This is a genomic window from Streptomyces sp. NPDC015661 (assembly GCF_043077765.1).
GTDB lineage: Bacteria > Actinomycetota > Actinomycetes > Streptomycetales > Streptomycetaceae > Streptomyces.
In genome coordinates, this window is sequence record NZ_JBIBST010000006.1 from 206,390 (window position 1) to 232,068 (window position 25,679).

The following is a 25,679-nucleotide window of genomic DNA, read 5'->3' on the forward strand; positions in this document are numbered from 1 at the left end:
ATGGCCGAAGCACTGAAGCCGGTCGGACCGGCCACGGCGGGCACGCGGGCCGGTGCCGCTCCGCGCCCCGCCGGCACGCCGAGGACCGTCGGGATCATCTGGGCGTTGCTCGCCCTCAACACGCTCGGCTCCGCCGGCGCGAAGACGGTGTTCACGATCCCGCGCTCCCTCATCCAGATGGCCACCATGGGCGCGCTGGTGGCCGCGTTCGTGCTGGCGCTCGCGCTCAATCTCCGGCTGCGTGTCCGGCCCAGCGCCTTCGTGTTCCTGCTCACCCTGCTGCTCGTGCCGAGCGTGATCTCCAGCGTGCAGCTGGCGGTGGGGTTCGGCGCGCTGTTCCGCTGCGCCCGGCTGGCTCTCTTCGTCGGCACGCTCTGGCTGCTCAGCCGCTGGTGGGACGGCAGTCTGACGTTCGTCCGGTACCACATCCGGATGTACTTCGCGGTGCTCGTGCTCGTGGCCGCGGGCCTGGCCGTCTCACCGGCCACGGCCCTGCCCGAGTACTACGGCGGACGGCTCGTCGGGGCGCTGTGGCCGCTCACCCCGCCGCAGATCGGACAGTACTCCGCGGTGATCATCGGGCTCACGGTGCTGCTCCTGCTCGGCCGGCGGACCACCGCGGCGGGCGCGGCGGTGGTCATCGTGCCGTCGCTCGTCCTGCTCGCGATGACCCACACCCGCACGGCCACGCTCGGTCTGCTCATCGGTCTGGGACTCGCGATCGGCTCGCTCGTCCTGACGAGCGCCGCCGCCCGCCGGTTCTTCGCCTGGGCGGTCCTGTGCGCCGCGGTGGCCGCGGTGGTGTTCAGCTCCGCGCTGCGGGCGTGGTTCCTGCGCGGACAGAGCCAGGAGAACTTCGCCAACCTCACCGGCCGGGCCAAGGTCTGGGATTCCCTGCTCGCGGCGCCCCGGACGACCGGGGAGACGGTGTTCGGGACGGGCCTGGGCGACAAGTCGTTCGACGGGCTGCCGATCGACAACAGCTGGCTGGCCGTCTACAACGAGCAGGGACTCATCGGCGTCACCATCGTGGCGGCGATGATCACCGTCCTGGGCGGCGTCGCGCTGCTGCGGCCGCCGTCGCTCCCGAGGGCCTGCGCGATCTTCCTGATCAGCTACTGCGCGCTCTCCTCGTACACCGAGGTCGGTCTCGGCGACGCCTCGGCGTATCTGCTGCATCTGACGCTGGCCGCCTCGCTGCTCGCGGCACCGGCCACGGCCGCCGCCGCGCCCCTGCCGGCCGTCGAGATCCCTCGGCGGCGTATCCCGCGATGGGCCCGGAGGTGACCTGAGCATGCATGTCCTTGTGGTGCACAACCGCTACTCCTCGGCGCAGCCGAGCGGGGAGAACCGCGTCGTCGACGAGGAGGTCGGGCTGCTGCGCGCGGCCGGCCACCGGGTCGACGTGTTCGAGCGGCGCAGCGACGACATCGCCGCGCGGTCCCTGCTCGGCAAGGCCGCGGTGCCGCTGCTCGTGCCGTGGAACCCGGCGGTGCGCACGGAGCTCGCCGCCCGGCTCCGCGCCGAGCGCCCGGACGTGGTGCACGTCCACAACGTCTTCCCGCTCCTGTCCCCCGCGGTCCTCGCCGCCTGCGCCGACGCCGGCGTGCCCGTCGTCGCCACGCTGCACAACTACGCCCAGGTGTGCCCGCCCGGCACGCTGCACCGGGACGGCCGGCCGTGCACCGAGTGCGTCGGGTCGACGGCGTCGCTGCCCGGGATCCGGCACGGCTGCTACCGGAACTCCCGCCTCGCGACGGTTCCGCTGGCGGTCAGCCTGTCGGTCAACCGGCGGCGGTGGTGGTCGGGTGTGGAGCGGTTCTTCTGCATCTCCGCGACGCAGCGCGACCTCCTGGTGCGCTCCGGCATGCCGGCCGAGCGGCTGACGGTGAAGCCCAACTTCGTGCCCGACCCGGGCACGGTCCGGGCGGGCGCCGGCGAGCACCTGCTCTTCCTCGGCCGGCTCTCGGAGGCCAAGGGCGTACGGGTGCTGATGACCGCGTGGGACGAGATCGCCACGGACGGCGGGGTGGGCGTGCCGCTCGTGCTCGCGGGCTCGGGGCCCATGGAGGGGGAGGTGGCCGCGTGGGCGGCGGGCCGGGACGACGTCCGGTTCGCCGGGCTCCTGGACCCGGCGGAGTGCCGGCGGGCCACCGCGCGCTCGGTCGCCGTGGTGGCCCCCTCGCTGGCCAGGGAGACCTTCGGCCTGGTGGTCGGGGAGGCGATGGCGGCGGGGGTCCCGGCCGTCGCCGCCGGTCACGGCGGTTATGTCGACCTCGTCGAGGAGGGCGTGACCGGGCTGCTGCACCGCCCGGGCGAGCCCGCCTCGCTCGCGTCCCGAATACGCCGGATCACGGCCGACCCGGCGCGCAACCAGGAGATGGGCCGGGCGGCCCGGCGCCGGTACGAGCAGGGGTTCAGCCCTGCCGTCGGCCTCGCACGCCTGGTGGAGGAGTACCGCACCGCGATCGCGGGGCGGTCGGGCGGCGCGCACGGCGCACCGCCGGTGGGGAACGACAACGCCGACTCGCGACGGGTCTCCCGCGCGGGCGGAGATGGGGGGCAGTAGATGACACGATGCCGACTCTGCGGTGCGGCTGCGCTGGCGAGCGTCGTCGATCTGGGGGCGACCCCGCCGTGCGAGAGCTTTCTCGCCGCGGACCGACTCGACCTGCCGGAGCCCGCGTACCCGCTGCATCTGCGGGTCTGCACCGACTGCTGGCTGGCACAGATCCCGCCGCTGATCACGCCCGAGGAGACGTTCAAGGAGTACGCGTACTTCTCCTCGTTCTCGACCTCCTGGGTGGAGCACGCGCGGGTGTTCGTCGCCGACGCCGTGCGGCGGGCGGAGCTCGGCCCCGACGCCTTCGTGGTCGAGGTCGCGAGCAACGACGGCTATCTGCTGAAGCACGTGGTGGACCGAGGGATCCGCTGCCTCGGCATCGAGCCGTCGGTGAACGTCGGTGCCGCCGCGCGGGACGCGGGTGTGCCCACGCTCACGGAGTTCCTGTCGCCGGAGACCGGTGCGTCCGTCCGCGCCGAGCACGGCCCGGCGGACCTGGTCGTGGCCAACAACGTGTACGCGCACATCCCCGACGTCGTCGGGTTCACCCAGGGGCTGCGTGCCCTGGTCGCCGACGACGGCTGGGTCTCCATCGAGGTGCAGCACCTGCTGACCCTGATCGAGGAGAACCAGTACGACACGATCTACCACGAGCACTTCCAGTACTACACGGTCGCGTCCGCGATCCGGGCGCTCGCGAGCGGCGGGCTCACCCTGGTGGACGTCGAGCTGCTGCCCACGCACGGCGGCTCCATCCGGCTGTGGGCGCGGCCATCCGAGGCGGCCGGGGAGCCGAGTCGGAGGGTCGCCGAGGTACTGGACCGCGAGAAGGCCGCCGGGCTCCAGGACCTCTCCGGATACGCGGAGTTCTCCGACCGGGTGGCCAAGGTGCGCCGGGACCTGCTGCGGTTCCTCATCGACGCGGCGGAGCGGGGCGAGACGGTCGTCGGCTACGGGGCGCCGGGCAAGGGCAACACCCTGCTCAACCACTGCGGCATCCGGCCCGACCTGCTCGCGTACACCGTCGACCGCAACCCGTACAAGCACGGCAGGTTCACCCCGGGCACCCGCATCCCGATCCTCCCGCCCGAGCGGATCGCCGCCGACCGGCCGGACTACGTCCTGATCCTCCCGTGGAACCTGCGGGCCGAGCTGGTCGAGCAGCTGTCCTTCGTGCACGAGTGGGGCGGCCGCCTTGTCTTCCCCATCCCGGAACTCAGCATTGTCGAGGTCGAGCGATGAAGGTCGTACTGTTCTGCGGCGGTTACGGGATGCGGATGCGCAACGGCACCTCCGACGACGTGCCCAAGCCGATGGCGATGGTCGGTCCGCGGCCGCTGATCTGGCACGTCATGCGCTACTACGCGCACTACGGGCACACGGAGTTCATCCTGTGCCTCGGGTACGGCGCGCACCACATCAAGGACTTCTTCCTCAACTACGAGGAGACGACGTCCAACGACTTCGTGCTGCGCGGCGGCCGGACCGAGCTGCTGTCCACCGACATAGCCGACTGGACGATCACCTTCGCGCAGACCGGCATCGAGTCGCCGATCGGGGAGCGGCTGCGCCGGGTGCGGCACCACCTGGACGGCGACGAGATGTTCCTCGCCAACTACGCCGACGTGCTCACCGACGCCCCGCTGCCGGAGATGATCGACCGCTTCTCCCGGCGTGACGCGGGCGCGTCGATGACGGTGGTGCCGCCGCAGTCCTCGTTCCACTGCGTGGACCTGGCCGAGGACGGTCTGGTGGGGGGCATCACCGCGGTGAGCGACATGCCGCTGTGGGAGAACGGCGGCTACTTCGTGCTCCGCCAGGAGGTCTTCGACCACATACCCGAGGGCGGGGACCTGGTCGCCGACGGATGCGCCGGCCTGGCCAAGGAGGGCCGGCTCGTGGCGTACCAGCACCGCGGTTTCTGGAAGCCGACCGACACCGTCAAGGAGCGGGCCGCGCTCGACGAGGCGTACGCCCGCGGCGAGCGTCCGTGGGCCGTGTGGGAACGGGACACCGCGGGGGTGCGGGCGTGATCCGACTTGGATCCCGGCGCCTGGACCGGATCGTCGCGGTGGGGGCGCACTGCGACGACATCGCCATCGGCGCCGGCGGCACTCTCCTGACGCTGTGCCTCGCGCGGCCCGGCATCCGGGTCGACGCGCTCGTGCTGTCCGGCGGTGGCGGCGAGCGCGAGGAGGAGGAACGGGCCGCGCTGGCCGCCTTCTGTCCGGGGGCCGACCTGCGGCTCACCGTGCTCAAGCTGCCGGACGGGCGGCTGCCCGCGCACTGGGAGGAGGCCAAGGCCGCCGTCGAGGAGCTGCGCGAGCGGACCGACCCGGACCTCATCCTGGCCCCGCGCACCGATGACGCGCACCAGGACCACCGTGGCCTGGCGCAGCTGCTGCCCACCGCGTTCCGCGACCATCTCGTGCTCGGCTACGAGATCGTCAAGTGGGACGGCGATCTCGGCCGCCCGGCGGCGTACCAGCCGCTGACGCCGGAGGTCGCCGAGGAGAAGGTCCGGCTGCTGCAGGAGCACTACCCCTCGCAGCGGCACCGGCCCTGGTACGACCGGGAGGCCTTCCTCGGCCTCGCGCGCATCCGCGGCATCGAATGCCACGCGCGCTACGCCGAGGCGTTCGCCGTCACCAAACTCACGCTCGATCTCGGCACTTTCACTCTGGGGGAATGAACCTTGCGCGTACTGCTGACCGGACACCAGGGCTACCTGGGCACCGTGATGGCCCCGGTCCTCGCGGCCGCCGGACACGAGGTCGTCGGTCTCGACTCCGGCCTGTTCGCCGACTCCGTCCTCGGCCCGCGGCCGGCGGACCCGTCCGGCCACCGGGTGGACCTGCGCGACGTCACGGCCGAGCACGTGGCCGGGGTGGACGCCGTGATCCACCTGGCCGCGCTCTCCAACGACCCGCTGGGATCGCTGGCACCGGAGCTGACCTACGACATCAACCACCACGCGTCCGTGCGCCTGGCGCGGCTGGCCCGCGACGCCGGGGCGCGGCGCTTCCTGTACGCGTCGACCTGCTCGGTCTACGGGGCCGCCGGCGGGGACGAGCTGGTGAGCGAGGAAGCCCCGCTGCGCCCGGTGACGCCGTACGCGGAGTCCAAGGTGCGGGTGGAGGACGACCTGCACGCGCTGGCCGACGGCGACTTCACCCCGGTGTACATGCGCAACGCCACCGCCTTCGGCTACTCCCCCAGGCTGCGCGCCGACATCGTGCTGAACAACCTGGTGGGCCACGCCCTCCTGTCCGGCGAGGTCCTCGTCCTCTCCGACGGCACCCCCTGGCGCCCGCTGGTGCACGCCGTCGACATCGCGCGGGCCTTCACGGCCGCGCTCGACGCGCCCCGGGAGGCGGTGCACGACCGCGCGTTCAACATCGGCAGCGAGGTCAACAACGTCACGGTCGCCGAGATCGCCGAACAGGTCGCGGAGGCGGTCGAGGGTGCCAAGGTGCGGATCACCGGCGAGAACGGCGCCGACCCCCGCTCGTACCGGGTGGACTTCTCCCGGTTCCGCGCCGCGATCCCCGGCTTCGACTGCGAGTGGACGGTGAAGCAGGGCGCGCTCGAACTCGCCGACGCCTACCGGAAGCACGCGCTGACCAAGGAGGCCTTCGAGCAGCGCTTCACCCGCCTCGCCGTGCTCCGCGCGGCGTCCGAGAACGGCACGGTCGACGACACCCTGCGGTGGCGCCGATGACCGAGGCACAGCCGGTCACCGCGACCGGTGAGGACCTGTACAAGCTGGTGGAGCGGCTGTACCCGCTCTGCCGGTCCATCACCGGCGACGGCGTGCGCGCCACCCTGGACATCGTCGGCGAGTACATCCCGCTCCAGGTGCACGAGGTGCCGACCGGGACGCAGGTGCTCGACTGGACGGTGCCGCAGGAGTGGAACATCCGGGACGCGTACGTCGCCGACGCCACCGGCAGGAGGGTCGTCGACTTCGCCGCGTCCAGCCTGCACGTGCTCGGCTACAGCGTGCCGGTGTCGGCGACGATGCCGCTGTCCGAGCTGCGCTCCCATCTGCACACCCTGCCGGAGCACCCGTCCTGGGTGCCGTACCGCACCAGCTACTACAAGCCGGAGTGGGGGTTCTGCCTGGCCCAGGAGACCCTGGACGCGCTGCCGGAGGGCGACTACGAGGTGCGCGTGGACTCCACGCTCGCCGACGGCCACCTCACCTACGCCGAGCACGTGGTCCCCGGGCAGGTCGAGGACGAGGTGATCGTGTCCTGCCACGTCTGCCACCCGTCGCTTGCCAACGACAACATGGCCGGCGTCGCGGTGGCGACGTTCCTGGCCAGGGAGCTGGCGGAGCGGACGCCGTACTACACGTACCGCTTCCTGTTCGCGCCCGGCACGATCGGGGCGATCACCTGGCTGGCCCGCAACAAGGAGCGGGTCGACCGGGTGAAGCACGGGCTCGTCCTGGCGTGCGCGGGCGACCCCGGCTCGCTGACGTACAAGCGGAGCCGGCGCGGCGACGCGGAGATCGACCGGGTGCTGCGGCACGTCCTGGAGGCCTCCGAACGCCCGCACCGGATCAACGAGTTCACGCCGTACGGCTACGACGAGCGGCAGTTCTGCTCGCCCGGGTTCGATCTCGGCGTGGGCTCGCTCACCCGGACCCCGTACGCCGGCTATCCCGAGTACCACACCTCGGCGGACGACCTGGACTTCGTCTCCCCGGAGGCGATGGCGGACACGCTCGCCGTCTGCCGCGAGGCGTTCGCCCTCCTCGACCGCAACCGGCGGTACGTCAACCTCAGTCCGTACGGCGAGCCGCAGCTCGGCCGGCGCGGACTGTACGACGCGCTCGGCGGGCGCAGCGACACCCAGCAGGCCCAGATGGCCATGCTGTGGGTGCTCAGCCTCTCCGACGGCGAGCACGGTCTGCTGGACGTCGCCGAGCGGTCCGGGCTGCCGTTCGACACCGTCGCCGCCGCGGCCGACGCCCTGCGGGGCGCCGGACTGATCGAGGCATGACGCCGATGACCACCGAGGAGGAGAAGACGACGGCACCGGCCGGGTCCGCCCGGCGGGCCGTCGTCGGCCGCCTGTCCTGGGGACTCGCCGATCAGGCGGCCTCCAGCATGAGCAACTTCGCGGTGGGAATCTACGTGGCGCGTTCGCTCGGACCGACCGCGTTCGGCGTCTTCAGCCTGGCCTGGGTGACGTACGGCGTCGTGCTCGGCGCCTCCCGGGGCCTGGCCACCGACCCGCTGGTGGTGCGGTTCAGCGCCGTGCCCGAGGCGTCCTGGCGCGCGGCGGTGGCCCGCTCCTCGGGCGCCGCGCTCGGCCTCGGTACGGCCGTGGGCGCGGTCTGTCTGCTGGTCGGGCTCGCCCTCGGCGGCAGCGTCGGGCCGGCCTTCGCCTGCCTGGGCGTCGTCCTGCCGGGGCTGCTGCTGCAGGACGCCTGGCGGTTCGCCTTCTTCGCGGCCGGCGCCGGGAAGAAGGCCTTCACCAACGACCTCGTGTGGGGCGTCGCGCTCGTCCCCGCCATGGTCGTGGCGGCGCACGTGGGCAGCGTGGCCGCCTTCATGCTCGCCTGGGGCGGGTCCGCCGCCGTGGCCGCGGGGTACGGCTCCCTCCAGTCCGGCATCCGGCCCCGCCCGGGGCAGGCCCGCGGGTGGCTCCGCGAGCAGCGCGACCTCGGCTACCGGTACCTCGTCGAGAACAGCAGCCTCAGCGGCGCGGGCCAGCTGCGGGCGTACGGTCTCGGCGCGATCGCCGGTGTCGGCGCGGTGGGTGCGGTCCGGGGCGCGGAACTCCTGCAAGGCCCGTTCCTCGCCCTGCTGATGGGCCTGTCCCTGGTCACCGTCGCCGAGGCGGCCCGGGTGCTGCGGCGGGCCCCGGACCGGCTCGGCAGGTTCTGTCTGCTGCTCGGCGGCGGGCAGGCCGCCGCCGCACTGCTCTGGGGCGCGGCGCTGCTCCTCGTACCGGACCGGCTCGGCGAGTTCGTGCTCGGCGGCGTCTGGCACTCCGCCTCGGAGCTCATCGTGCCCGCCACGCTCAGTGTCGCGGGCGCCGGCCTCGGCACCGGCGCGGCGGCCGGACTGCGCGCGCTCGGCGCGGCCCGGCGCAGTCTGCGCGCCCAGCTCTTCGCCTCCGCCTGCTACGCCGGAGGCGGGCTCGGCGGGGCGGCCGTGGCCGGCACGGTCGGCTCGGCCTGGGGCGTCGCCGCCGCGACCGTCGGCAGCTCGGCCGTGTGGTGGCTGCACCTGCGCGCCGGCCGGCGCGAGCACCACGAGACATCGATCCCCGAAGTGAGGACCTCATGACCGCCCGACCCAGGCTGACCGTCGGCCTGCCCGTGTACAACGGCGAGGAGTACCTCGCCGAATCGCTCGACGCCCTCCTCGGCCAGACCTACGGGGACTTCGAGCTGGTCATCTCCGACAACGCCTCGACCGACGGGACCCAGGACATCGGCCGCGCGTACGCGGAGAAGGACTCGCGCGTCCGGTACATCCGGCTGCCGAGGAACGTCGGCGCCACCCCGAACCACAACCGTGTGTTCGCCGAGTGCCGCACCGAACTGTTCAAGTGGGCCTCGCACGACGACCTGTACGCCCGGGACCTGCTGAAGCGCTGTGTGGAGGCGCTCGACGAGCGGCCGGACGTGATCCTCGCCCATGCCGACCAGGCGGTCGTCGACGAGGACGGCCAGGTGAAGGTCCCGTACGAGTACAAGCTCGCCACCGGCTCAACGCGCGCGCCGGTGCGTTTCCGCAGCATGCTGTTCGAGCCCGGCGGCGACGACTTCTACGGGGTGATCCGGGCCGATGTGCTGCGCCGGGTGAAGCCGCTCGACAGCTACCACCACGCGGACCGCACGTTCGTCTGCGAGATCGGCCTGCACGGGCGCTTCCACCAGGTGCCGGAACTGCTGTACTTCCGCCGCGACCACCCCACCCGCGCCGAGCGGGCCAACCCGTCCAAGCGCTCCCGGTGCGTCAATCTCGACCCGCGGCGGGCCGGCCGGCTGCACCCGACGGCCCGGCTGCTCGCCGAGTACGTCTGGGGTTTCGTCGACGCGATCCGGCGGGCGCCGCTGTCCGCCGCCGACCGGCGCGCGTGCTACCGCCATCTGACGGAGTGGGCGGCCAGCCGGTCCCGGCCGGGCGCCGGCGAGCGGGTCGAGGACCGCGCCCCGGTCGACCCGGCGCTGCTCGCCGTCTCGGTCGACGCGCTGGTGGCGGGGCGTGAAGGACGGCGGACATGAGGTCCGTACGGGTCGGGGTCTTCGGGCTGCTCGGCTCCGGGAACCTCGGCAACGACGGATCGCTCGAAGCCGTCCTCGGACACCTCCGCGCGGAGCACCCGGAGGCGGTCGTCGACGCCCTGTGCGGCGGACCCGAGGCCGTCACGGCCCGGTTCGGGATCCCCGCGACCCGACTGCACTGGTACCGCGGGGAGTACCGGACCGCGTCGCGTGCGGGCGCGGTCGTGGGCAAGGGTCTGGGCAAGCTCGTCGACGTCTTCCGCACCGCCGCCTGGGTGCGCCGGCACGACGTGGTGATCGTGCCGGGCATGGGCGTCCTGGAGGCCACGCTGCCGCTGCGGCCGTGGGGCTTCCCGTACGCGCTGTTCCTGCTCTGCGCCTCCGGCCGGCTGCTCGGCACCCCGGTCGCGCTGGTCGGTGTCGGCGCCGGGGCGATCCGCGACCGGCCGACCCGGGCCCTGGTGCGCTGGTCGGCACGACTGGCGGCGTACCGCTCGTACCGGGACACCCAGTCCCGCGACGCCATGCGGGCGATGGGCGTGGACACCGCGCGCGACGAGGTCCACCCGGACCTCGCGTTCGCCCTGCCGACGCCGGCGTCTCCCCCGGCGGACCCGCCGGGTCCGGTCTGCGTCGGCGTCATGGCCTTCCACGGGGGCAACGACGACCGGGCCCGCGCCGAGGAGATCCACCGGCGCTATCTCGACGGCACGATCCGCTTCGTCCGCACACTGGTCGAGGACGGCAGGCGGGTGCGGCTGCTCACCGGGGACGAGGTCGACGCGCCGGTGGTCGCCGCCATCCTGGACGCGGTGGACTCTCCGCTGGTCACCGCTGCCGAGACCTCCTCGCTGGCCGACCTGATGAAGGAGACGGCCGCCGCGGACAGCGTGGTGGCGATCCGCTACCACAACCTGATCTGCGCGCTGAAGACCGGAACTCCGGTGCTCGCGGTCACCTACGCGGCGAAGAGCGACGCGCTCATGGCCGGGATGGGCCTCGGCACGTACTGCCACCCGGCGCGCGCACTCGACGCGGACCGGCTGCTCGAACAGTTCCGGGACCTGGAGAAGCGCTCGGCCGAACTCCGGCAGACCCTCACCGAGCGGAACCAGGACGCGGCACGGCGACTGGCCCGTCATCTCACCGCCCTGACCACGGCCCTCCTCCCGAGGACCACTCACGCCCCTGCGTACCGGAAGGCCTCATGAAAGCGACCCAAGTCCCGGCGATCGCCGGAGCGTTCCTGTTCGAACCGACGCCGTATGCCGACGAGCGCGGCTTCTTCTGCCGCACCTTCGACGCCGACGTGGTCCGCTCGGTGGGCCTCGACCCGAACGCCTTCCTCCAGGACAGCGTGTCCCGCTCGGCCCGGGGCGTGCTGCGCGGTCTGCACCTGCGCTCGGGTGCGGGCGAGGCCAAGCTCGTGCGGTGCTCGTACGGGAGGATCTTCGACGTCGTCGTCGACCTGCGGGCGGACTCGCCGACCTACCGCAACGTGGCCTCCTTCGAGCTGTCCGGCGAGACGCAGGCGACCCTGTACATCCCGGCGGGGTGCGCGCACGGCTTCCAGGCCCTGACCGAGACCGCCGACACCTCGTACCGGATCGACCGTCCGCACGATCCGGCCGAGGACGTGACGATCGCCTTCGACGACCCGGAGCTCGCCATCCCCTGGCCGCTGCCGGTCACCTCGATGTCCCCGCGGGACCGGGAGGCGCCGCGCCTCGCCGAGGCCCTGAAGCAAGCGGAGAAGTGAGAACAGCATGGACACCGAAGACCTCCGCCTGCCGCGGTCGCGGACGGCGAACGAGCGGCTGCACGCCCTGATCCCCGGGGGCGCGCACACCTACGCCAAGGGCGACGACCAGTACCCCGAAGACCTGGCCCCGGTCATCAGTCACGGCCGCGGTGCCCATGTGTGGGACGTCGACGGCAACCGCTACATCGAGTACGGCTCCGGCCTGCGGTCGGTCAGCCTCGGCCACGCCCACCCGCGCGTCCTGGAGGCGGTGCGGCGGGAGATCGACCGCGGCAGCAACTTCGTCCGGCCGTCCATCCTGGAGGTCGAGGCCGCGGAACGGTTCCTGGCCACGGTGCCGACCGCCGAGATGGTGAAGTTCGCGAAGAACGGCTCCGACGTCACCACCGCCGCGGTGCGGCTCGCCCGGGCCGTCACCGGGCGCCCGCGGGTGGCCATCTGCGGCGACCACCCGTTCTTCTCCGTCGACGACTGGTTCATCGGCACCACGCCGATGTCCGCCGGCATACCGGCGGCGACGAACGAGCTCACCGTCGCGTTCCCGTACGGGGATCTGGCGGCCACGGAGGAACTGCTGACCCGCCATCAGGGCGAGGTCGCCTGTCTGATCCTCGAACCCGCCGGCCACACCGAGCCTCCGCCGGGATACCTCGCGGGCCTGCGCGAGCTGGCCGACCGGCACGGCTGCGTCCTGGTCTTCGACGAGATGATCACCGGACTGCGCTGGTCAGAGGCGGGCGCCCAGGGCCTGTACGGCGTCGTCCCCGACCTCTCCACGTTCGGAAAGGCGCTGGGCAACGGGTTCGCCGTCTCCGCGCTCGCGGGGCGCCGCGAGCTGATGGAGCGGGGCGGGCTGCGGCACTCCGGCGACCGGGTGTTCCTGCTGTCCACCACGCACGGCGCCGAGACCCACTCGCTCGCCGCCGCGATGGCCGTGCTCGAGACCTATGTCGAGGAGGGCATCACCGCACGGCTGCACGCCCTCGGCGAGCGCCTGGCCGCCGGTGTCCGCGAGGTGGCGGCCGGCATGGGCGTCGGCGACCACATCGTCGTACGGGGCCGGGCCAGCAACCTGGTCTTCGGCACCCTCGACGAGAAGGGGCAGCCGTCCCAGGAGTACCGCACCCTCTTCCTGCGCCGGCTCCTCGCGGGCGGGGTGCTCGCTCCGTCGTTCGTGGTGAGCGGCGCGCTCGACGAGGCCGACATCGACCGCACGGTCGAGGTGGTGGGCGAGGCGTGTGCCGTGTACCGCAAGGCGCTGGACGCCGGGGATCCCACGCCCTGGCTGGCCGGGCGGCCGGTGAAGCCCGTGTTCCGCCGCCTGGCATGACGTGACGTCAGCGGGGGCGCCGGTGACGTGACGTCAGCGGCGCCGCCATGGGGCGTCGTCGGCGATCCGGTCGATCAGCCACGCCGTCGCCGGTACCACCACGAGCGCGGTGCACCAGCCGCCGACGGTGTCGGTCGGGTAGTGCGCGCCCGTGACCACCTGCGCCCAGCCCATGGCGGCGCCGGCGACCGAGGCCGCGGCGAGCACGAGCACGCCGCCGGCCGTTCTGCCGAGGCGGAGGCGGTCGGTGGCGAGGAGCGCCAGCACGAGGGCGAGCGCGGTGAGGTAGGCGGTGTGCCCGCTCGGGAAGGACAGGTTGTCCCCGTTGATGGTGCGTCCCACCAGGGACTTGAGCAGCTTCGTCGTCGCCACGGTCAGGCCGGAGCCGGCGACGACGAGCACCGCCGCGCGCGGCCGCCGGAGCAGCAGACAGACCGTCACGAGGGCCACGATCGACAGCACCGCTCCGGTGGGTTCGCCCAGGAAGTCGATGGCCTCGGCGGCGTATCCCCAGGGCGGCCGGACGTCCACCAGCACCGGCTGGATCCATACGTCCACCCGTGCGGGCCGGGTGTGGCCCGCGTACCGGACGCCGAGCACGAGGAGTGCCAGGGCGGCGAGGGACGCGATCGCCCCGAGCGCCGACCTGCCGGCCACCGGCCCTTCGCGCCCGGTCGACTTGTGATGGTGACGCTTCCCGCCAGGCGATCCCACGCGAGCCCCCCGTCGTGTCCGACCTCTCCTCGCCACCCTAACCAAGCGGCACGACAAGCTCGGCACAGGCGCACGGGAGGGTTGAAATCCGGCCATCGCGGAGCTAATCCTAATTGGGGGGAAATTGACAGTTTCTTCACCTACGGGGTACATTTACGCCGTACGTATGCGCTATAGACATGGCTGGTGGCTCGGCCGGTTTATGGCTCTTGCCGGACATGAGTACGAGGTCGGCCGTCTCGGCCGGGAACCCTCACCACCGCCGGCCGACGCCGGCGACTGATGCCGCAGCAGGACGGACGTCCCCCGCAGGTGCGCCCGGTAGGCCGTCCGCCCGGCGCGCGGTCCGCCGCTCTCGTGAGGCCCTGGGGAAGGGCCCGGGGGCAGGGTCGGTGGAGCGCGCAGTCGCTCTGGAAGGCAGGACCCTGCCGTGGTCCACAAAATCCTTTCTCTCAGTCTTACGTTCCGGAACCTGATCCTCGGTGTGGCAGCGGCCGTCATGGCCCTCGGGTTCATCCAGCTCCCACGGGCGGCGTCGGCAGACGTGTACCCGGAGTTCGGACCGACGCAGGTGCAGATCCAGACCGAGGCGCCCGGCCTGTCTGCGGCCGAGGTCGAGCAGCTGATCACCGTCCCGATGGAACAGGACCTGCTGAACGGCGTGGCATGGCTCGACGAGATCACCTCCGAGTCGGCCCCCGGCCTGTCCTCCGTCGACCTGGTCTTCGAGTCCGGGACGAACGAACAGAAGGCCCGGCAGGCCGTCCAGGAACGCCTGATCCAGGTGGCCGGTCTTCCCCAGGTGGGCAAGCAGCCGGTCATGATCCAGCCGCTCTCGTCGACGAGCCGGGTCATGATGATCGGACTCTCCTCGAAGGACGTCTCCCGCATCGACATGTCCGTCCTCGCGCGCTGGAACATCAAGCCGCGCCTGATGGGCATCCCCGGCGTCGCGAACGTGGTCATCTGGGGTGAGCAGGACCGGCAGCTGCAGGTCCAGATCGACCCGCAGCAGCTGCGCGGCCAGGGCGTCTCCCTCGACCAGGTCGTCCGCACGACGGGCAACGCGCTGTGGGTGTCGCCGCTGACCTTCGTGGAGGCCTCGACGCCGGGCACCGGCGGGTTCATCGACACTCCGAGCCAGCGCCTCGCGATCCAGCACGTGCTGCCCATCACCAAGGCGCAGGACCTGGCGTCCGTGGCCCTGGAGGACACCACGGCCAAGCGGCTGCGCATCGGTGACGTCGCCACCGTGGTGGAGGACCACCAGCCGCTCATCGGCGACGTCATGCTGGGCGACGGCCCCGGGATCATGCTGGTGATCGAGAAGTTCCCCGGCGCCGACACCCGTGAGGTCACCCACGCCGTCGAAGAGGCGATGACCTCGCTCCAGCCCGGACTGTCCGGCATCACCGTCGACACCCATGTGTACCGGCCGGCGTCCTTCGTCGACACGGCGCTCGACAACGTGGGTGTGTGGGCGCTCATCGCCGTGCCCGCCGTCTCGGCGCTGCTCGGCCTGTACTTCCTGTCCTGGCGCGTCGCCCTGATCGGCCTCGTCTCGATCACGATGGCGGAGATGGCCGCGCTGTGGGTGCTCTACCTGCGTGGCTCGCCCTTCAACATGATGGTCCTGGCCGGTCTCGCCATCGCTCTCGGCGCCGTCATCGACGACATCGTCATCGGATTCGACCGCATACAGAGCCAGTTCCAGCGCGAAGGCCGCAGATCCGGCGAACGCCGGTCGGTGTCCGAGGTCGTGGTCGACGCCACGGCGGCGGTGCGCAGGCCCGCCTTCTTCGCCACGCTGATCCTGCTGCTCGCCGTGGTGCCCGTCGTCTTCCTGAGCGGGGTGGGCGGAGCGTTCGCCCGGCCACTGGCCCTGTCCTACGTGCTCGCGGTGATCGCTTCCACCGTCGTCGCCCTGACCCTCACACCCGTGCTGGCCGCCCTGCTGCTGGCGCGCACCAGGCTGGGACACCGCCGCAACCCGGTGCTCGGGTGGCTCCACCGCGGCTTCGACCGGATCGGCCCGAAGACCCTGCTCCGGCCGGGCCGGGCACTGGTCGCGGCCGCCGTGCTGGCCGGCGCGGCCTTCGCGGTGTGGCCGCAGCTCGACGGCGCGTCGCCCATTCCGGCCCTGCACCAGCGTGCGCTGCTGATCCGTGTGGACGCGCCCCCCGGCACCTCGCTGCCGGAGATGGACCGTCTCGGCCGGGCGGCCGCCGACGACCTGCGTGCCGTTCCGGGCGTCGCGAGCGTCGGCGCCCATGTGGGCCGCGCCCGGGAGTCCGACCAGGTCGTCAACGTCAACTCCGGTGAGTTCTGGGTCAACCTGAAGAGCTCGGCCGACTACGGCAAGACCGTCGCCGCGGTCCACCGCGCCATGGACGACCAGACCGGCCTCGACAGTGACGTGATGACGTATCCGCAGGCACGGCTGAACGAGGTCCGGGCCGAGGACGGCGACGGCGCACCGGTCGTCGTGCGCGTCTACGGCAACGACCTGGGTGTGCTGCGACAGCAGGCCGAGCAGGTGAGCAAGGCCATCGCGCAGGTGCCCGGAGTCGTCCGGCCGCAGGTCCCGGACGTGGTCGAGGAGCCGACCCTGGAGGTCAAGGTCGACCTCGCGGCGGCCCGGAGCCACGGGATCAAGCCCGGTGACGTCCGCCGCACGGCCGCCACCTACTTCTCCGGCCTGCCGGTGGGCAGCCTCTACGAGGAGCAGAAGGTCTTCGACGTCGTGGTGTGGGGTTCGCCCGCGACACGGTCCGCCCCGCAGAACGTCCAGGACCTTCTGATCGACACACCGAACGGCGGTCACGTGCGCCTCGGCGACGTCGCCGCCGTCCGCGTCACGCCGTACCCGACGGTCATCCAGCACGAAGCCACCTCGCGCAGCCTCGCCGTCGTCGCCGACGTCAGCGGGCGTGATCTGAACTCCGTGCTCGACGACGTCAGGAACCGCGTCCAGGCGATGCCGATGCCGTACGAGTACCACGCCGAGGTGCAGAGCGACGTCGCGCACCAGCAGAGCCAGGATCTGCGGATCGCGGGGCTCGCGGCCGCCGCGCTGCTGGGCACCTTCCTCCTCCTGCAGGCGGTCTTCGGCAGCTGGCGTGCGGCGACGCTCGTCCTGCTCGCACTGCCGCTGGCCGCCGTGGGCGGTGTGCTGACCGCGTTCGCCGTCGACGGCATCATGTCGATCGGAGCGCTCGGCGGCCTCCTGCTCGTGGTGGGCATCGCCGTGCGCAACCTGGTGCTGCTCATCCGCGGCTACCAGGACGTCGAGCCGCGCGCGGACGGCACCGTCGACCCGCAGCGCATCGTCGACGCCACCCGCGACCGGGTCGGCCCGGTCCTGCTGACCGCGCTGGCCACGGCCGTCGCGGTGCTGCCCGCCGTCTTCCTCGGCACCGTCGAGGGCATGGAGGTGCTGCACCCGCTGGCCGTCGTCGTGCTCGGCGGACTGGTCACCTCGACCCTCGTCACGCTGTTCATCGTGCCCGCCCTGTACATCCGCTTCTTCCCCTCGCCCGGAGGCGTCGGACGGCGTCCCACCGGCCCCGAGCCGGCTCCGGCGACTGCCGGTCAGGCCCCGGACGCGGCGGCCGCGGACGACGGCAGGACGGAACGCAGTGCCACACCCTCCAGCGGGTCCCGCCGGCGTCGCACCGGGCGCCGGTGGGCCATGGGCCTGTCGGCGGCGGGGCTGCTGATCGCCGGCGGGGCGGGCCTGACGGCCTGCAGCAACCAGGACTCCAGCTCGGCCTCGGCCGCCGAACACTCGGAGGCGCCACCCGCCGAGATCGAACAGGTCGAGGAGGGAAAGATCCCCCACCTGACCCTGGCCGAGGACACGGTCAAGCGGATCCACATCCAGACGGAGCCGCTGCGGCAGGCGCCGCTGGACGGCACCGGACCGGCGCGGACGCTCATCCCCCTGAAGGCGGTGGTCTACGACCCTGAGGGCAAGACCTTCGCCTTCACCAACCCGGAGCCCTTCGTGTACCTCCGGTCCCCCGTCCAACTGGGGCAGTTCGGTGAGCACGACGCGGTCGTGACCTCCGGCCTCGCCAAGGGCACCCACGTGGTGACCGTCGGGGCCGCGGAACTGCTGGGCATCGAGTACGAGACGGACGGCGAGCACGAATGAGTGAGGAACGCCGCACCCTGATGCGCTGGATCGTCGGTTTCAGCCTGCGCTTCCGCTACCTCGTGGTCGCCGCGGCCGCGGTGATGATGGTCGTCGGCATCACCTCGCTGCCCCAGCAGCGGGTGGACGTCTTCCCCGAGTTCGCACCGCCGCGGGTCGAGATCCAGACGACCTGTCTCGGCCTGTCCACGGCCGACGTGGAGTCCCTGGTCACCGTTCCGCTGGAGCAGTCCCTCAACGGGCTCGACGCACTGGACGACCTGCGCTCCGAGTCCGTCGCGCAGCTCTCCTCGATCCAGCTGATCTTCCACGAGGGAACCGACATCTTCAAGGCACGGCAGGAGGTCCAGGAACGGGTGGCGCAGGTGTCGCACTCCCTGCCGACCTGGGCGGCCCCTCCGGTCATCATGCCGCCCGTCGCGGCGACCAGCCGTGTCATGAAGATCGGGATGTCCTCCCAGGACCACTCCGACAAGGCCCTGATGTCCATGTCGATGACGGCGTACTGGGAGGTCAGGGCCCGCCTGCTCCGGGTGCCCGGTGTCGCCAACGTGAGCATCTTCGGCGAGCGGCTGCAGATGATGACCGTGCAGGTGGACCCGCTCAAGATGCAGTCCCACAAGGTCAGTCTCGACGACGTCATGGAGGCCACGGGCGACTCGGTGGACTCCGGTCTGCTCAAGTTCACCACCGGTTCCGTCATCGGCACCGGCGGCTGGATCGAGACCCCCACGCAGCGCCTCGGCATCCGGCACGTGCTGCCGGTCGTGACGCCCAACGACCTCTCCCAGGTGCCGGTGCGCGCCGAGAGCAACAGCACCGTGCGGCTCGGGGACGTCGCCCTCGTGAAGGAGGCCCCCCAGCCGCTCGTCGGCGACGCCGTCATCGGCGGCGACCCGGGTCTGCTGCTGATCGTCGAGAAGCTGCCCTGGGGCGACACCCCGGAGATCACCAGGAACGTCGAGAAGGCCATCGAGTCCCTCGAACCCGGCCTGCCCGGCATCAATTTCGACACGACGGTCTTCCAGCAGGAGGACTTCATCCACACCGCGATCGACAATCTGACCCAGGCCCTCGTGCTCGGCTTCCTGATGGTCGTCGTGGTCCTCGCGGCCTTCCTCTACGAATGGCGCGTCGCGCTGATCAGCCTGCTGACGATCCCGCTGTCCCTCATGGCGGCCGTGCTGGTGCTCCACTGGCGCGGGGACACCATCAACACGATGGCCCTCGCCGGACTCGTGATCGCCCTGGGCGCCGTCGTGGACGACGCGATCATCGACGTCGAGAACATCCTCAGACGCCTGCGCGAGCACCGGAAGGCCGGCGGTGACACGTCGGTGGCGAAGGTCATCCTGAACGCCTCGCTGGAGGTACGGAGCCCGATCGTCTACGCGACGATGATCATCGTCGTGGCCATCGTGCCGGTGTTCCTGCTCCAGGGAGTGGCGGGTTCGTTCTTCCGGACGCTCGCCGTCTCCTACACGTTCGCCATCCTCGCCTCCATGGTCGTGGCCCTGACGGTGACCCCCGCCCTGTGCCTGATCATGCTGCGCAAGGCCAAGGTGGAACGCCGGCAGTCCCCGCTGCTGCGCTGGCTGCAGACCGGCTACACGGCCGGGCTCCGGCGCATCATCAAGCGGCCGGTGCACGCCTATCTGGTCTCCGGCGTGCTCGTGCTCGTCGCGGCGCTCCTGGTGCCACAGCTCAGCCAGTCCCTGATGCCCGCCTTCAAGGAGCGGGACTTCCTGATGCACTTCATCTCCACGCCCGGCACGTCCGTGCAGGAGGAGCAGCGCATGGTCACCCAGGTGAGCCGTGAGGTGCGGGCCATCCCCGGAGTGCGCAACGTCTTCGGGGCCCACATCGGACAGGCGTTCCTGGGCGACGAGATCGCCGGCGTCAACTTCGGGGAGGGCTGGATCAGCATCGACCCCAAGGCCGACTACGACAAGACGCTCAACCAGATCAAGGAGACCGTGGGGCGCTACGCCGGCATGGAACAGAACGTCCAGACGTACCTCAACGAGCGCGTCGACGAGGTGCTCACCGGCTCCAAGTATCCGATCGTCGTCCGTCTCTACGGGCAGGACCAGAAGGTCCTGCGCGAGAAGGCCCTGGAACTCCAGGAGAAGATCGGCAAGATCGCCGGCACCGCCGACGTCCACGCCGACCTCCAGGTCGACATCCCCCAGATCCAGGTGACGGTCGATGTCGACAAGGCGGCCACGTACGAGCTCAAGCCCGGTGACGTGCGCCGCGCCGCCTCCACCCTGGTGGCCGGCGAGGAGGTCGGGGACATCTTCCGCGGCGGCAGGGCCTACGACACGATGGTGTGGAGCACTCCCGAGACCCGCAGCAGCGTGGCGGCCATCAACCGGCTCCCGATCGACACGCCCTCCGGCACCACGGTGCCGCTCGGTGACGTCGCCCAGGTGACCATCAAGCCGCAGCCGAACCTGATCGCGCGTGAGAACGGCTCGCGGCACCTCGACGTGAACGCCAGCGCCTCCGGACGCGACCTCAGCGCCGTCGTCTCGGACGTCGAGCGGGCGATCGACTCCACCGACTTCCCCCGCGGTTACCACACGGAGCTGCTCGGGGAGCACGAGGAGCGGCAGGCCGCCCAGCGGGTCCTGTTCTACAGCGCGATCTTCGCGGCTCTGGCGATCTTCGTGCTGCTGCAGGCCTCCTTCCGCAGCTGGCGGCTCGCGCTGCTGTCCTTCCTCACCCTGCCCATGGCCCTGGTCGGCGGTGTCTTCGCGGTCTGGATCGCCGGCGGGAACATCTCGCTGGGTTCCCTGGTCGGCTTCTTCACCGTGCTCGGCATCGCCGCGCGCAACGGCATCCTGCTGATCAACCACTGCCAGCACCTGGAGGAGCACGAGGGCATGGCCTTCGGGCCCGCCCTGGTGCTGCGCGGTGCGCGCGAACGGCTGTCCCCCATCCTGATGACCTCGCTGGCGACCGGACTCGCGGTGCTGCCCCTGGTCTTCCTCGGCAACCGGCCGGGCCACGAGATCGAGTACCCGCTCGCCGTGGTCATCGTGGGCGGTCTGGTTACGTCCACCTTGCTGAATTTGCTCGTCGTGCCTTCCCTGTACCTGCGTTTCGGCAAGGGCTTCAGACGCCAGAGGCCGCAGCATGAGGCGGCCGCCACGCACTGAGGCAGGCGGCGGACGGGGCCGCCGCCTCTCGGTGGAGCCCCACCCCGGCTCCACCGAGAGGATCAAGCCGAATGCCCCGTCGCATCCGCGCGGCCGCTGCCCTGCTGAGCCCGATCGTCGCCGCACTGCTGCTGGCCCCCGGCGCGGAGGCCACCAGTACCCCCCAGGCGCCTTCTCCCGCCCCGGCGAAACCCGGCGCGCGGGCGCAGGGTGACTGCGCAGGGCCCCCCGCCCTCCGCCCGTACACGTTCCCCGCTCTCCCGAGGGTGACCAACAGGTTCCTTCCGCTGAGGCCCGGTACCCGCCTGGTCCTCACCGGCGACGTCGCCGGTGAGGACCACACCGTGGTGACGACGGTGACCGACCTGACCAAGGTCATCGACGGCGTGCGCACCGTGGTGGTGTACGACCAGGACCTCAGCGGCAAGAAGGTCCAGGAGTCGGAGCTGGCGTTCTTCGCCCAGGACTGGCGCGGAGCGGTCTGGCGCCTCGGGGAGTACCCGGAGCTCTACGAGAACGGCCGGCTCGTCGGCGCACCCGACACCTGGATCTCCGGCGTGCAGGACGCCCAGGCAGGCATCGCCATGCTCGCCAGGCCGCGGGTGGGCAGCCCCACCTACACCGAGGGCCTGGCGCCCGAGATCGGCTTCTGGGACTGTGCCACGGTGTTCCAGACCGGCCAGAGCGTCTGCGTCGAGGTCGGCTGCTTCGACAACGTGCTCGTGACGGACGAGTTCGCGCCGCTCGACCCCGAGGGCGGCCACCAGCGGAAGTCCTACGCGCCGCAGGTGGGCAACATCAAGGTGGTGCCCGTGGGCGAGGAGAACCCGGAGACCCTGTCCCTGACCGAGTTCACCCAGCTCAGCGCCAAGGAACTCGCGGCCGTCGACAAGGAGGTCCTGAAGCAGGACAAGCGCGGCTACCGGATCAGCCCGGACGTCTACGGCACCACCCCGCCGGCGGAACCCGCCGGTGTGACGGGGCTGCTCGCCCTTTCGTAGCACGGGTGGGGCCGCGCGGTGCCGCTCGCCGAGGCGGGCGGCACCGCGCGCCCTTCAGCCCGCGTTCAGGTGACGCGGGTCACAATCGGGACATGCGGGTTCTGATCGTGGACGACGAGGAGCGCTTCGCGGAGGGTCTCCGCAACGGCCTGGAGGCGGAGGGCTTCGCCGTGGACGTCGCCCTGGACGGCACGGACGGCCTGTGGCGGGCCCGCGAGCACGCGTACGACGCGATCGTCCTGGACATCATGCTCCCCGGCCTGAACGGCTACCGCGTCTGCGCCACCCTGCGCGCCGAGGGGAACTGGACCCCGATCCTGATGCTCACCGCCAAGGAGGGCGAGTGGGACGAGGTGGAGGGGCTCGACGCGGGCGCCGACGACTACCTGACGAAGCCCTTCTCGTACGCGGTGCTGCTGGCCCGGCTCCGTGCGCTGCTGCGCCGCGAACCGCGCGAGCGGCCCGCCGCCCTCACCGCCGGCGACCTGCGGCTCGACCCGGCGGCCAAGGAGGTGTCGCGGGGTGGGGTACGGGTCGAGCTGACCGCCCGCGAGCTGGCTCTGCTCGAGTTCCTGCTGCGCCGGCGCGGCGAGACCGTGTCGAAGCGCGAGATCCTCGCGCACGTCTGGGACGACGCCTTCGAGGGCGACCCGAACATCGTCGAGGTCTACGTCCGGCACCTCCGGAACAAGCTGGACCGGCCCTTCGGCCGGGCGTCCATCGAGACCGTACGGGGCTGCGGCTACCGCCTGGCCCCCGACGGGGGGTAGGCGGCCATGGGCGTACGGTTCCGGTCGACCCTGGCGGCCGTCCTCGTCGTGGCGGTGGGCGTGGTCGCGGGGGCGGTGGCCCTGGTCGCGCTCATGCGGGCCGAGCTCACCGACGACGTACGGCAGGCCGCGCGGGGCCGGGCCGAGCAGGTGGCGGCCGTCATCGAGGCGGGGCGCGGGGTGCCCTCGCTGGCCGTGAGCGAGCCGGACGAGGAGTTCGTCCAGGTCCTGGACGCGCGGGGAGAGGTGGTCGCGGGCAGCCCGAACGTCAAGAACCTGCCGCCCCTGGCCGACCCGCGCGAGGGCTCCGAGTCCACCGTCTCCACTCCCCTCGACGAGGACCGGTTCCTGGTGGTGGCGGTGCCCGCCGAGGGGCCGAGCGGGCACCGGACCGTGCTGGTGGGGCGGACGGTGATCGCGGTGGCCGAGTCGACCCGGATCGTCACCCGGCTGCTGCTCGTGGGGCTGCCGCTGCTGATGCTCGTGGTGGCCGGCACGACCTGGATGGCGGTCGGGCGGTCGCTGGCGCCCGTGGCGGCCATCAGGAGGGAGGTGGAGGCGATCTCGGCGGCGGAGCTGCACCGCAGGGTGCCGCTGCCGCCGGGCCGCGACGAGATCGAGCGCCTGGCCGCCACGATGAACCGCATGCTGGACCGGCTCGAACGGGCGCAGAGCGCCCAGCGCCGGTTCATCTCCGACGCCTCGCACGAGCTGCGCTCCCCGGTGGCGTCCATCCGCCAGCACGTCGAGGTCGCGCTCGCCCACCCCGACCGGCTGACGGACCGGGCGGCGAGCGAACGGCTGGCCAGGACGGTGCTCGCCGAGGATCTGCGGATCCAGCGGCTCGTCGACGACCTGCTGCTGCTCGCCCGTGCCGACGAGGACGCGCTGCGGCCCCGGCTGCGGCCGGTGGACCTCGACGATCTGGTCCTGGACGAGGCCCGCCGGCTGCGTGCGGCGGCGCCCGGGCTGCGGATCGGTACGGCCGGGGTCTCGGCGGCCCGGCGGCGCGCGGACCCGCTGGGCCTGGGCAGGGTGGTGCGCAACCTGGGCGAGAACGCGGCCGGGCACGCGCGCTCCGAGGTCGCCTTCGACCTCGCCGAGCTGCCGGACGGCCGGGTGGTGCTCGGCGTGGAGGACGACGGTCCCGGGGTGCCGCCGGCGGACCGCGAGCGGGTCTTCGAACGGTTCGTACGTCTCGACGAGGCGCGGTCCCGCTCGTCGGCCGGCGGCGGGGGTACGGACGACGGGGGCGACCCCGCCGGCAGTGGTCTCGGGCTCGCCATCGTCGCCGAACTGGTCGCGGCGCACGGCGGCACGGCGACGGTGACCGACGGGCGCCTCGGCGGCGCCCGCTTCGAGGTGGTCCTGCCGGCGGATCCCGGGCCCGCAGACCCCTCCTGAAGGCCGGTTCAGTTCCGTTCAGGCTCCCTTCAGGACCCGGGTGGCAGCCTCGTGTCAGGGCAGAGGAGGCAGCCATGAGGAACAGACATCCGGCGGCCGTGGTGAGCGCGGCCGTGGTCGCGGCCCTCGCGACCGGCTCCTGCACCGCCGGTGCCGTCGGCGGCCGGGCCGCGAGCGGTATCCCCTCGTCGAGCGGCGACTGCATACGGGCCGTGGACACCGAATCCGGCAAGAAGCCCGCCGGGTGCCTGCCGCTCGCCCCGGAGGGGGCCCGGGTCGACCTGGTCACGCCGGTCTTCAGCCGGCCGACCGAGATCACCAACCCGCTCCACGCCAGCTCGACGCTCCAGCAGGTGATCTACGGCGGTCAGGTCGACGAGCAGCCGTTCCGCACCGAGCTCACACTGCTGCCCGACATCAAGACCATCACCGTGAACGGCGAGCAGGTCAGGGCGCGCACCCTCCAGTACCTGTCGTTCTCGGACGGGCGGATCAAGGAGGTCGCGTTCGACTGGTTCGCGCAGGCCGACGACGGATCGGTCTGGTACCTCGGCGAGGACGTCTTCAACTACGAGGACGGGGTGGTCGCGGACACCGGCGGCACCTGGCGGTCCGGGAAGTCGGGGCCGGCCGCGATGATCATGCCCGCGCATCCGCAGCGCGGTGACGTGTACCGGCCGGAGAACAGCCCGGGAGTGGTCTTCGAGGAGGTCACGGTCAAGGCCGTCGGGGAGACGGTCGCCGGGCCGTACGGACCCGTCAAGGGCGCGATGACCACGACCGAGATCCACATGGACGGCACGCACGAGGAGAAGGTCGTGGCCCCCGGGTACGGCGAGTTCACCATCGACGAACCCGGCTCCGACCTGGAGGCGGTCGAGCTGGCCGTACCGACGGACGTCACCCGGGGGCCCGTGCCGGCCGAGCTCGCGGCCCTGTCGGCGGCGGTCCGCGCGGCGCACACCGGGGCGACCGAGGCGAACGTGGCGAAGGTGCGCGCCGCCTGGGACTCGTACCGTGCCGCCGACCGGGTGCCACCGCTGCTCGTCCGGCAGATGGACCGGGACCTCGACTCGCTCACCACGGCCGTCAAGGCGCGCGACGCCGACCTCGTCCGCGGTGCGGTGCTCCGGGTCGCCCAGAACGACCTCGACCTGCACCTGCGCTACGAGCCGCTCGCGACGGTCGAGGCCGCCCGGATGGGCCTGTGGGCACGTCAGTCGGCGCTGGACGCCGCAGCCCGCGACGCGGGCGCGATCGCCGGTGACGCGACCAGCCTCGAACTCACCTGGGACCGCGTCAAGCACGACACGGACCCCGCCCGGGCGGACCGGATCGCCGCCTCGCTGCGGGCCTTGCGCGACGCGGCCGACCGCACGGACACATCCGTCGCCCAGCAGGCGGTGGACCGGCTCACCTCGGCCCTGTCCGGCTGACCGGCGGCCCCGGCCGACCCCGGCATCAGGCCGGGGTCTCCGGCGCGTCGGCGCGCGCGTGCCCGCGGCAGCGCGGAGCGTCGCGGTTTGATGGCCTGGCGGCGGGCGGTCACCCGCGGCTCCCCGACCG

At 72.2% G+C, this 25,679-nt stretch carries 19 protein-coding genes; 18 read left to right on the forward strand and 1 reads right to left on the reverse strand.

Features of this window, described 5'->3' with window-relative positions; all coding sequences use genetic code 11:
* From ACF07V_RS17955 to ACF07V_RS18010, 12 genes are read left to right on the forward strand one after another with little or no spacing between them, the layout of a single operon-like run.
* Positions 1-1,287 carry an O-antigen ligase domain-containing protein gene (locus ACF07V_RS17955; protein WP_392155165.1) on the forward strand — a complete coding sequence of 429 codons (1,287 nt, stop codon included), beginning with the start codon at positions 1-3 and terminating at the stop codon, positions 1,285-1,287.
* Positions 1,288-1,294: 7 nt separating this feature from the next.
* Positions 1,295-2,569 (forward strand): glycosyltransferase family 4 protein, encoded by a 1,275-nt coding sequence (locus ACF07V_RS17960; RefSeq protein WP_392155167.1) that lies wholly within the window; start codon positions 1,295-1,297, stop codon positions 2,567-2,569.
* On the forward strand, positions 2,570-3,805 hold the full coding sequence (locus ACF07V_RS17965) for a class I SAM-dependent methyltransferase (RefSeq protein ID WP_392155168.1): 1,236 nt from the start codon (positions 2,570-2,572) through the stop codon (positions 3,803-3,805).
* On the forward strand, positions 3,802-4,596 hold the full coding sequence (locus tag ACF07V_RS17970; protein WP_392155170.1) for a glucose-1-phosphate cytidylyltransferase: 795 nt from the start codon (positions 3,802-3,804) through the stop codon (positions 4,594-4,596). Before ACF07V_RS17965 ends, ACF07V_RS17970 begins: the two co-directional genes overlap by 4 nt.
* Complete coding sequence (locus tag ACF07V_RS17975) at positions 4,593-5,255, forward strand: PIG-L deacetylase family protein (protein ID WP_392155171.1); 663 nt, start codon at positions 4,593-4,595, stop codon at positions 5,253-5,255. Before ACF07V_RS17970 ends, ACF07V_RS17975 begins: the two co-directional genes overlap by 4 nt.
* A gap of 3 nt (positions 5,256-5,258) precedes the next feature.
* Positions 5,259-6,284, forward strand: coding sequence for an NAD-dependent epimerase/dehydratase family protein (locus ACF07V_RS17980; protein WP_392155173.1), 1,026 nt, complete (start codon positions 5,259-5,261; stop codon positions 6,282-6,284).
* Positions 6,281-7,573: a DUF4910 domain-containing protein gene (locus ACF07V_RS17985; protein WP_392155174.1), complete on the forward strand. Its 1,293-nt coding sequence runs from the start codon at positions 6,281-6,283 to the stop codon at positions 7,571-7,573. Before ACF07V_RS17980 ends, ACF07V_RS17985 begins: the two co-directional genes overlap by 4 nt.
* A 5-nt stretch (positions 7,574-7,578) precedes the next feature.
* Positions 7,579-8,868: a hypothetical protein gene (locus ACF07V_RS17990; RefSeq protein ID WP_392155642.1), complete on the forward strand. Its 1,290-nt coding sequence runs from the start codon at positions 7,579-7,581 to the stop codon at positions 8,866-8,868.
* A complete protein-coding gene (locus ACF07V_RS17995) occupies positions 8,865-9,812 on the forward strand; it encodes a glycosyltransferase family 2 protein (RefSeq protein ID WP_392155175.1) in 948 nt (315 codons plus the stop codon). Before ACF07V_RS17990 ends, ACF07V_RS17995 begins: the two co-directional genes overlap by 4 nt.
* A complete protein-coding gene (locus tag ACF07V_RS18000) occupies positions 9,809-11,023 on the forward strand; it encodes a polysaccharide pyruvyl transferase family protein (protein WP_392155176.1) in 1,215 nt (404 codons plus the stop codon). Before ACF07V_RS17995 ends, ACF07V_RS18000 begins: the two co-directional genes overlap by 4 nt.
* The gene (gene rfbC, locus ACF07V_RS18005; RefSeq protein WP_392155177.1) at positions 11,020-11,571 is read left to right on the forward strand and encodes a dTDP-4-dehydrorhamnose 3,5-epimerase; all 552 of its coding nucleotides are present in this window, start codon (positions 11,020-11,022) and stop codon (positions 11,569-11,571) included. Before ACF07V_RS18000 ends, rfbC begins: the two co-directional genes overlap by 4 nt.
* A 7-nt stretch (positions 11,572-11,578) precedes the next feature.
* On the forward strand, positions 11,579-12,904 hold the full coding sequence (locus tag ACF07V_RS18010; RefSeq protein WP_392155179.1) for a glutamate-1-semialdehyde 2,1-aminomutase: 1,326 nt from the start codon (positions 11,579-11,581) through the stop codon (positions 12,902-12,904).
* A 33-nt stretch (positions 12,905-12,937) separates the two neighbouring features.
* Here ACF07V_RS18010 and ACF07V_RS18015 read toward each other — a convergent pair whose 3' ends face one another.
* A complete protein-coding gene (locus ACF07V_RS18015; RefSeq protein WP_392155181.1) occupies positions 12,938-13,561 on the reverse strand; it encodes a phosphatase PAP2 family protein in 624 nt (207 codons plus the stop codon).
* A 541-nt stretch (positions 13,562-14,102) separates the two neighbouring features.
* Here ACF07V_RS18015 and ACF07V_RS18020 point away from each other — a divergent pair.
* The 6 genes from ACF07V_RS18020 (at position 14,103) to ACF07V_RS18045 (ending at position 25,549) form a co-directional block, all read left to right on the forward strand.
* A complete protein-coding gene (locus ACF07V_RS18020) occupies positions 14,103-17,774 on the forward strand; it encodes an efflux RND transporter permease subunit (RefSeq protein WP_392155182.1) in 3,672 nt (1,223 codons plus the stop codon).
* Positions 17,771-20,938, forward strand: coding sequence for an efflux RND transporter permease subunit (locus ACF07V_RS18025; protein ID WP_392155183.1), 3,168 nt, complete (start codon positions 17,771-17,773; stop codon positions 20,936-20,938). The genes ACF07V_RS18020 and ACF07V_RS18025 overlap by 4 nt, the downstream gene beginning before the upstream one ends.
* A 71-nt stretch (positions 20,939-21,009) precedes the next feature.
* Entirely contained in the window at positions 21,010-21,939 is a 930-nt protein-coding gene (locus ACF07V_RS18030; RefSeq protein ID WP_392155185.1) for a hypothetical protein, read from the forward strand.
* Positions 21,940-22,031: 92 nt separating this feature from the next.
* Positions 22,032-22,709, forward strand: a complete 678-nt coding sequence (locus ACF07V_RS18035) for a response regulator transcription factor (protein ID WP_351182238.1) — start codon at positions 22,032-22,034, stop codon at positions 22,707-22,709.
* A 6-nt stretch (positions 22,710-22,715) separates the two neighbouring features.
* On the forward strand, positions 22,716-24,113 hold the full coding sequence (locus ACF07V_RS18040) for a sensor histidine kinase (RefSeq protein ID WP_392155186.1): 1,398 nt from the start codon (positions 22,716-22,718) through the stop codon (positions 24,111-24,113).
* 74 nt (positions 24,114-24,187) lie between these two features.
* Positions 24,188-25,549: a hypothetical protein gene (locus ACF07V_RS18045; RefSeq protein WP_392155188.1), complete on the forward strand. Its 1,362-nt coding sequence runs from the start codon at positions 24,188-24,190 to the stop codon at positions 25,547-25,549.
* Positions 25,550-25,679 lie beyond the last annotated feature (130 nt).

Bases quoted from the DNA above. Each gene is read 5' to 3' on its own strand.
- ACF07V_RS18000 (WP_392155176.1), top strand. From the start codon at position 9,809: ATGAGGTCCGTACGGGTCGGGGTCTTCGGGCTGCTCGGCTCCGGGAAC.
- ACF07V_RS17990 (WP_392155642.1), top strand. From the start codon at position 7,579: ATGACCACCGAGGAGGAGAAGACGACGGCACCGGCCGGGTCCGCCCGG.
- ACF07V_RS17965 (WP_392155168.1), top strand. From the start codon at position 2,570: ATGACACGATGCCGACTCTGCGGTGCGGCTGCGCTGGCGAGCGTCGTC.
- ACF07V_RS17970 (WP_392155170.1), top strand. From the start codon at position 3,802: ATGAAGGTCGTACTGTTCTGCGGCGGTTACGGGATGCGGATGCGCAAC.
- ACF07V_RS18010 (WP_392155179.1), top strand. From the start codon at position 11,579: ATGGACACCGAAGACCTCCGCCTGCCGCGGTCGCGGACGGCGAACGAG.
- ACF07V_RS18035 (WP_351182238.1), top strand. From the start codon at position 22,032: ATGCGGGTTCTGATCGTGGACGACGAGGAGCGCTTCGCGGAGGGTCTC.
- ACF07V_RS18045 (WP_392155188.1), top strand. From the start codon at position 24,188: ATGAGGAACAGACATCCGGCGGCCGTGGTGAGCGCGGCCGTGGTCGCG.
- ACF07V_RS17960 (WP_392155167.1), top strand. From the start codon at position 1,295: ATGCATGTCCTTGTGGTGCACAACCGCTACTCCTCGGCGCAGCCGAGC.
- rfbC (WP_392155177.1), top strand. From the start codon at position 11,020: ATGAAAGCGACCCAAGTCCCGGCGATCGCCGGAGCGTTCCTGTTCGAA.
- ACF07V_RS17985 (WP_392155174.1), top strand. From the start codon at position 6,281: ATGACCGAGGCACAGCCGGTCACCGCGACCGGTGAGGACCTGTACAAG.
- ACF07V_RS18040 (WP_392155186.1), top strand. From the start codon at position 22,716: ATGGGCGTACGGTTCCGGTCGACCCTGGCGGCCGTCCTCGTCGTGGCG.
- ACF07V_RS18025 (WP_392155183.1), top strand. From the start codon at position 17,771: ATGAGTGAGGAACGCCGCACCCTGATGCGCTGGATCGTCGGTTTCAGC.
- ACF07V_RS17995 (WP_392155175.1), top strand. From the start codon at position 8,865: ATGACCGCCCGACCCAGGCTGACCGTCGGCCTGCCCGTGTACAACGGC.
- ACF07V_RS18030 (WP_392155185.1), top strand. From the start codon at position 21,010: ATGCCCCGTCGCATCCGCGCGGCCGCTGCCCTGCTGAGCCCGATCGTC.
- ACF07V_RS17955 (WP_392155165.1), top strand. From the start codon at position 1: ATGGCCGAAGCACTGAAGCCGGTCGGACCGGCCACGGCGGGCACGCGG.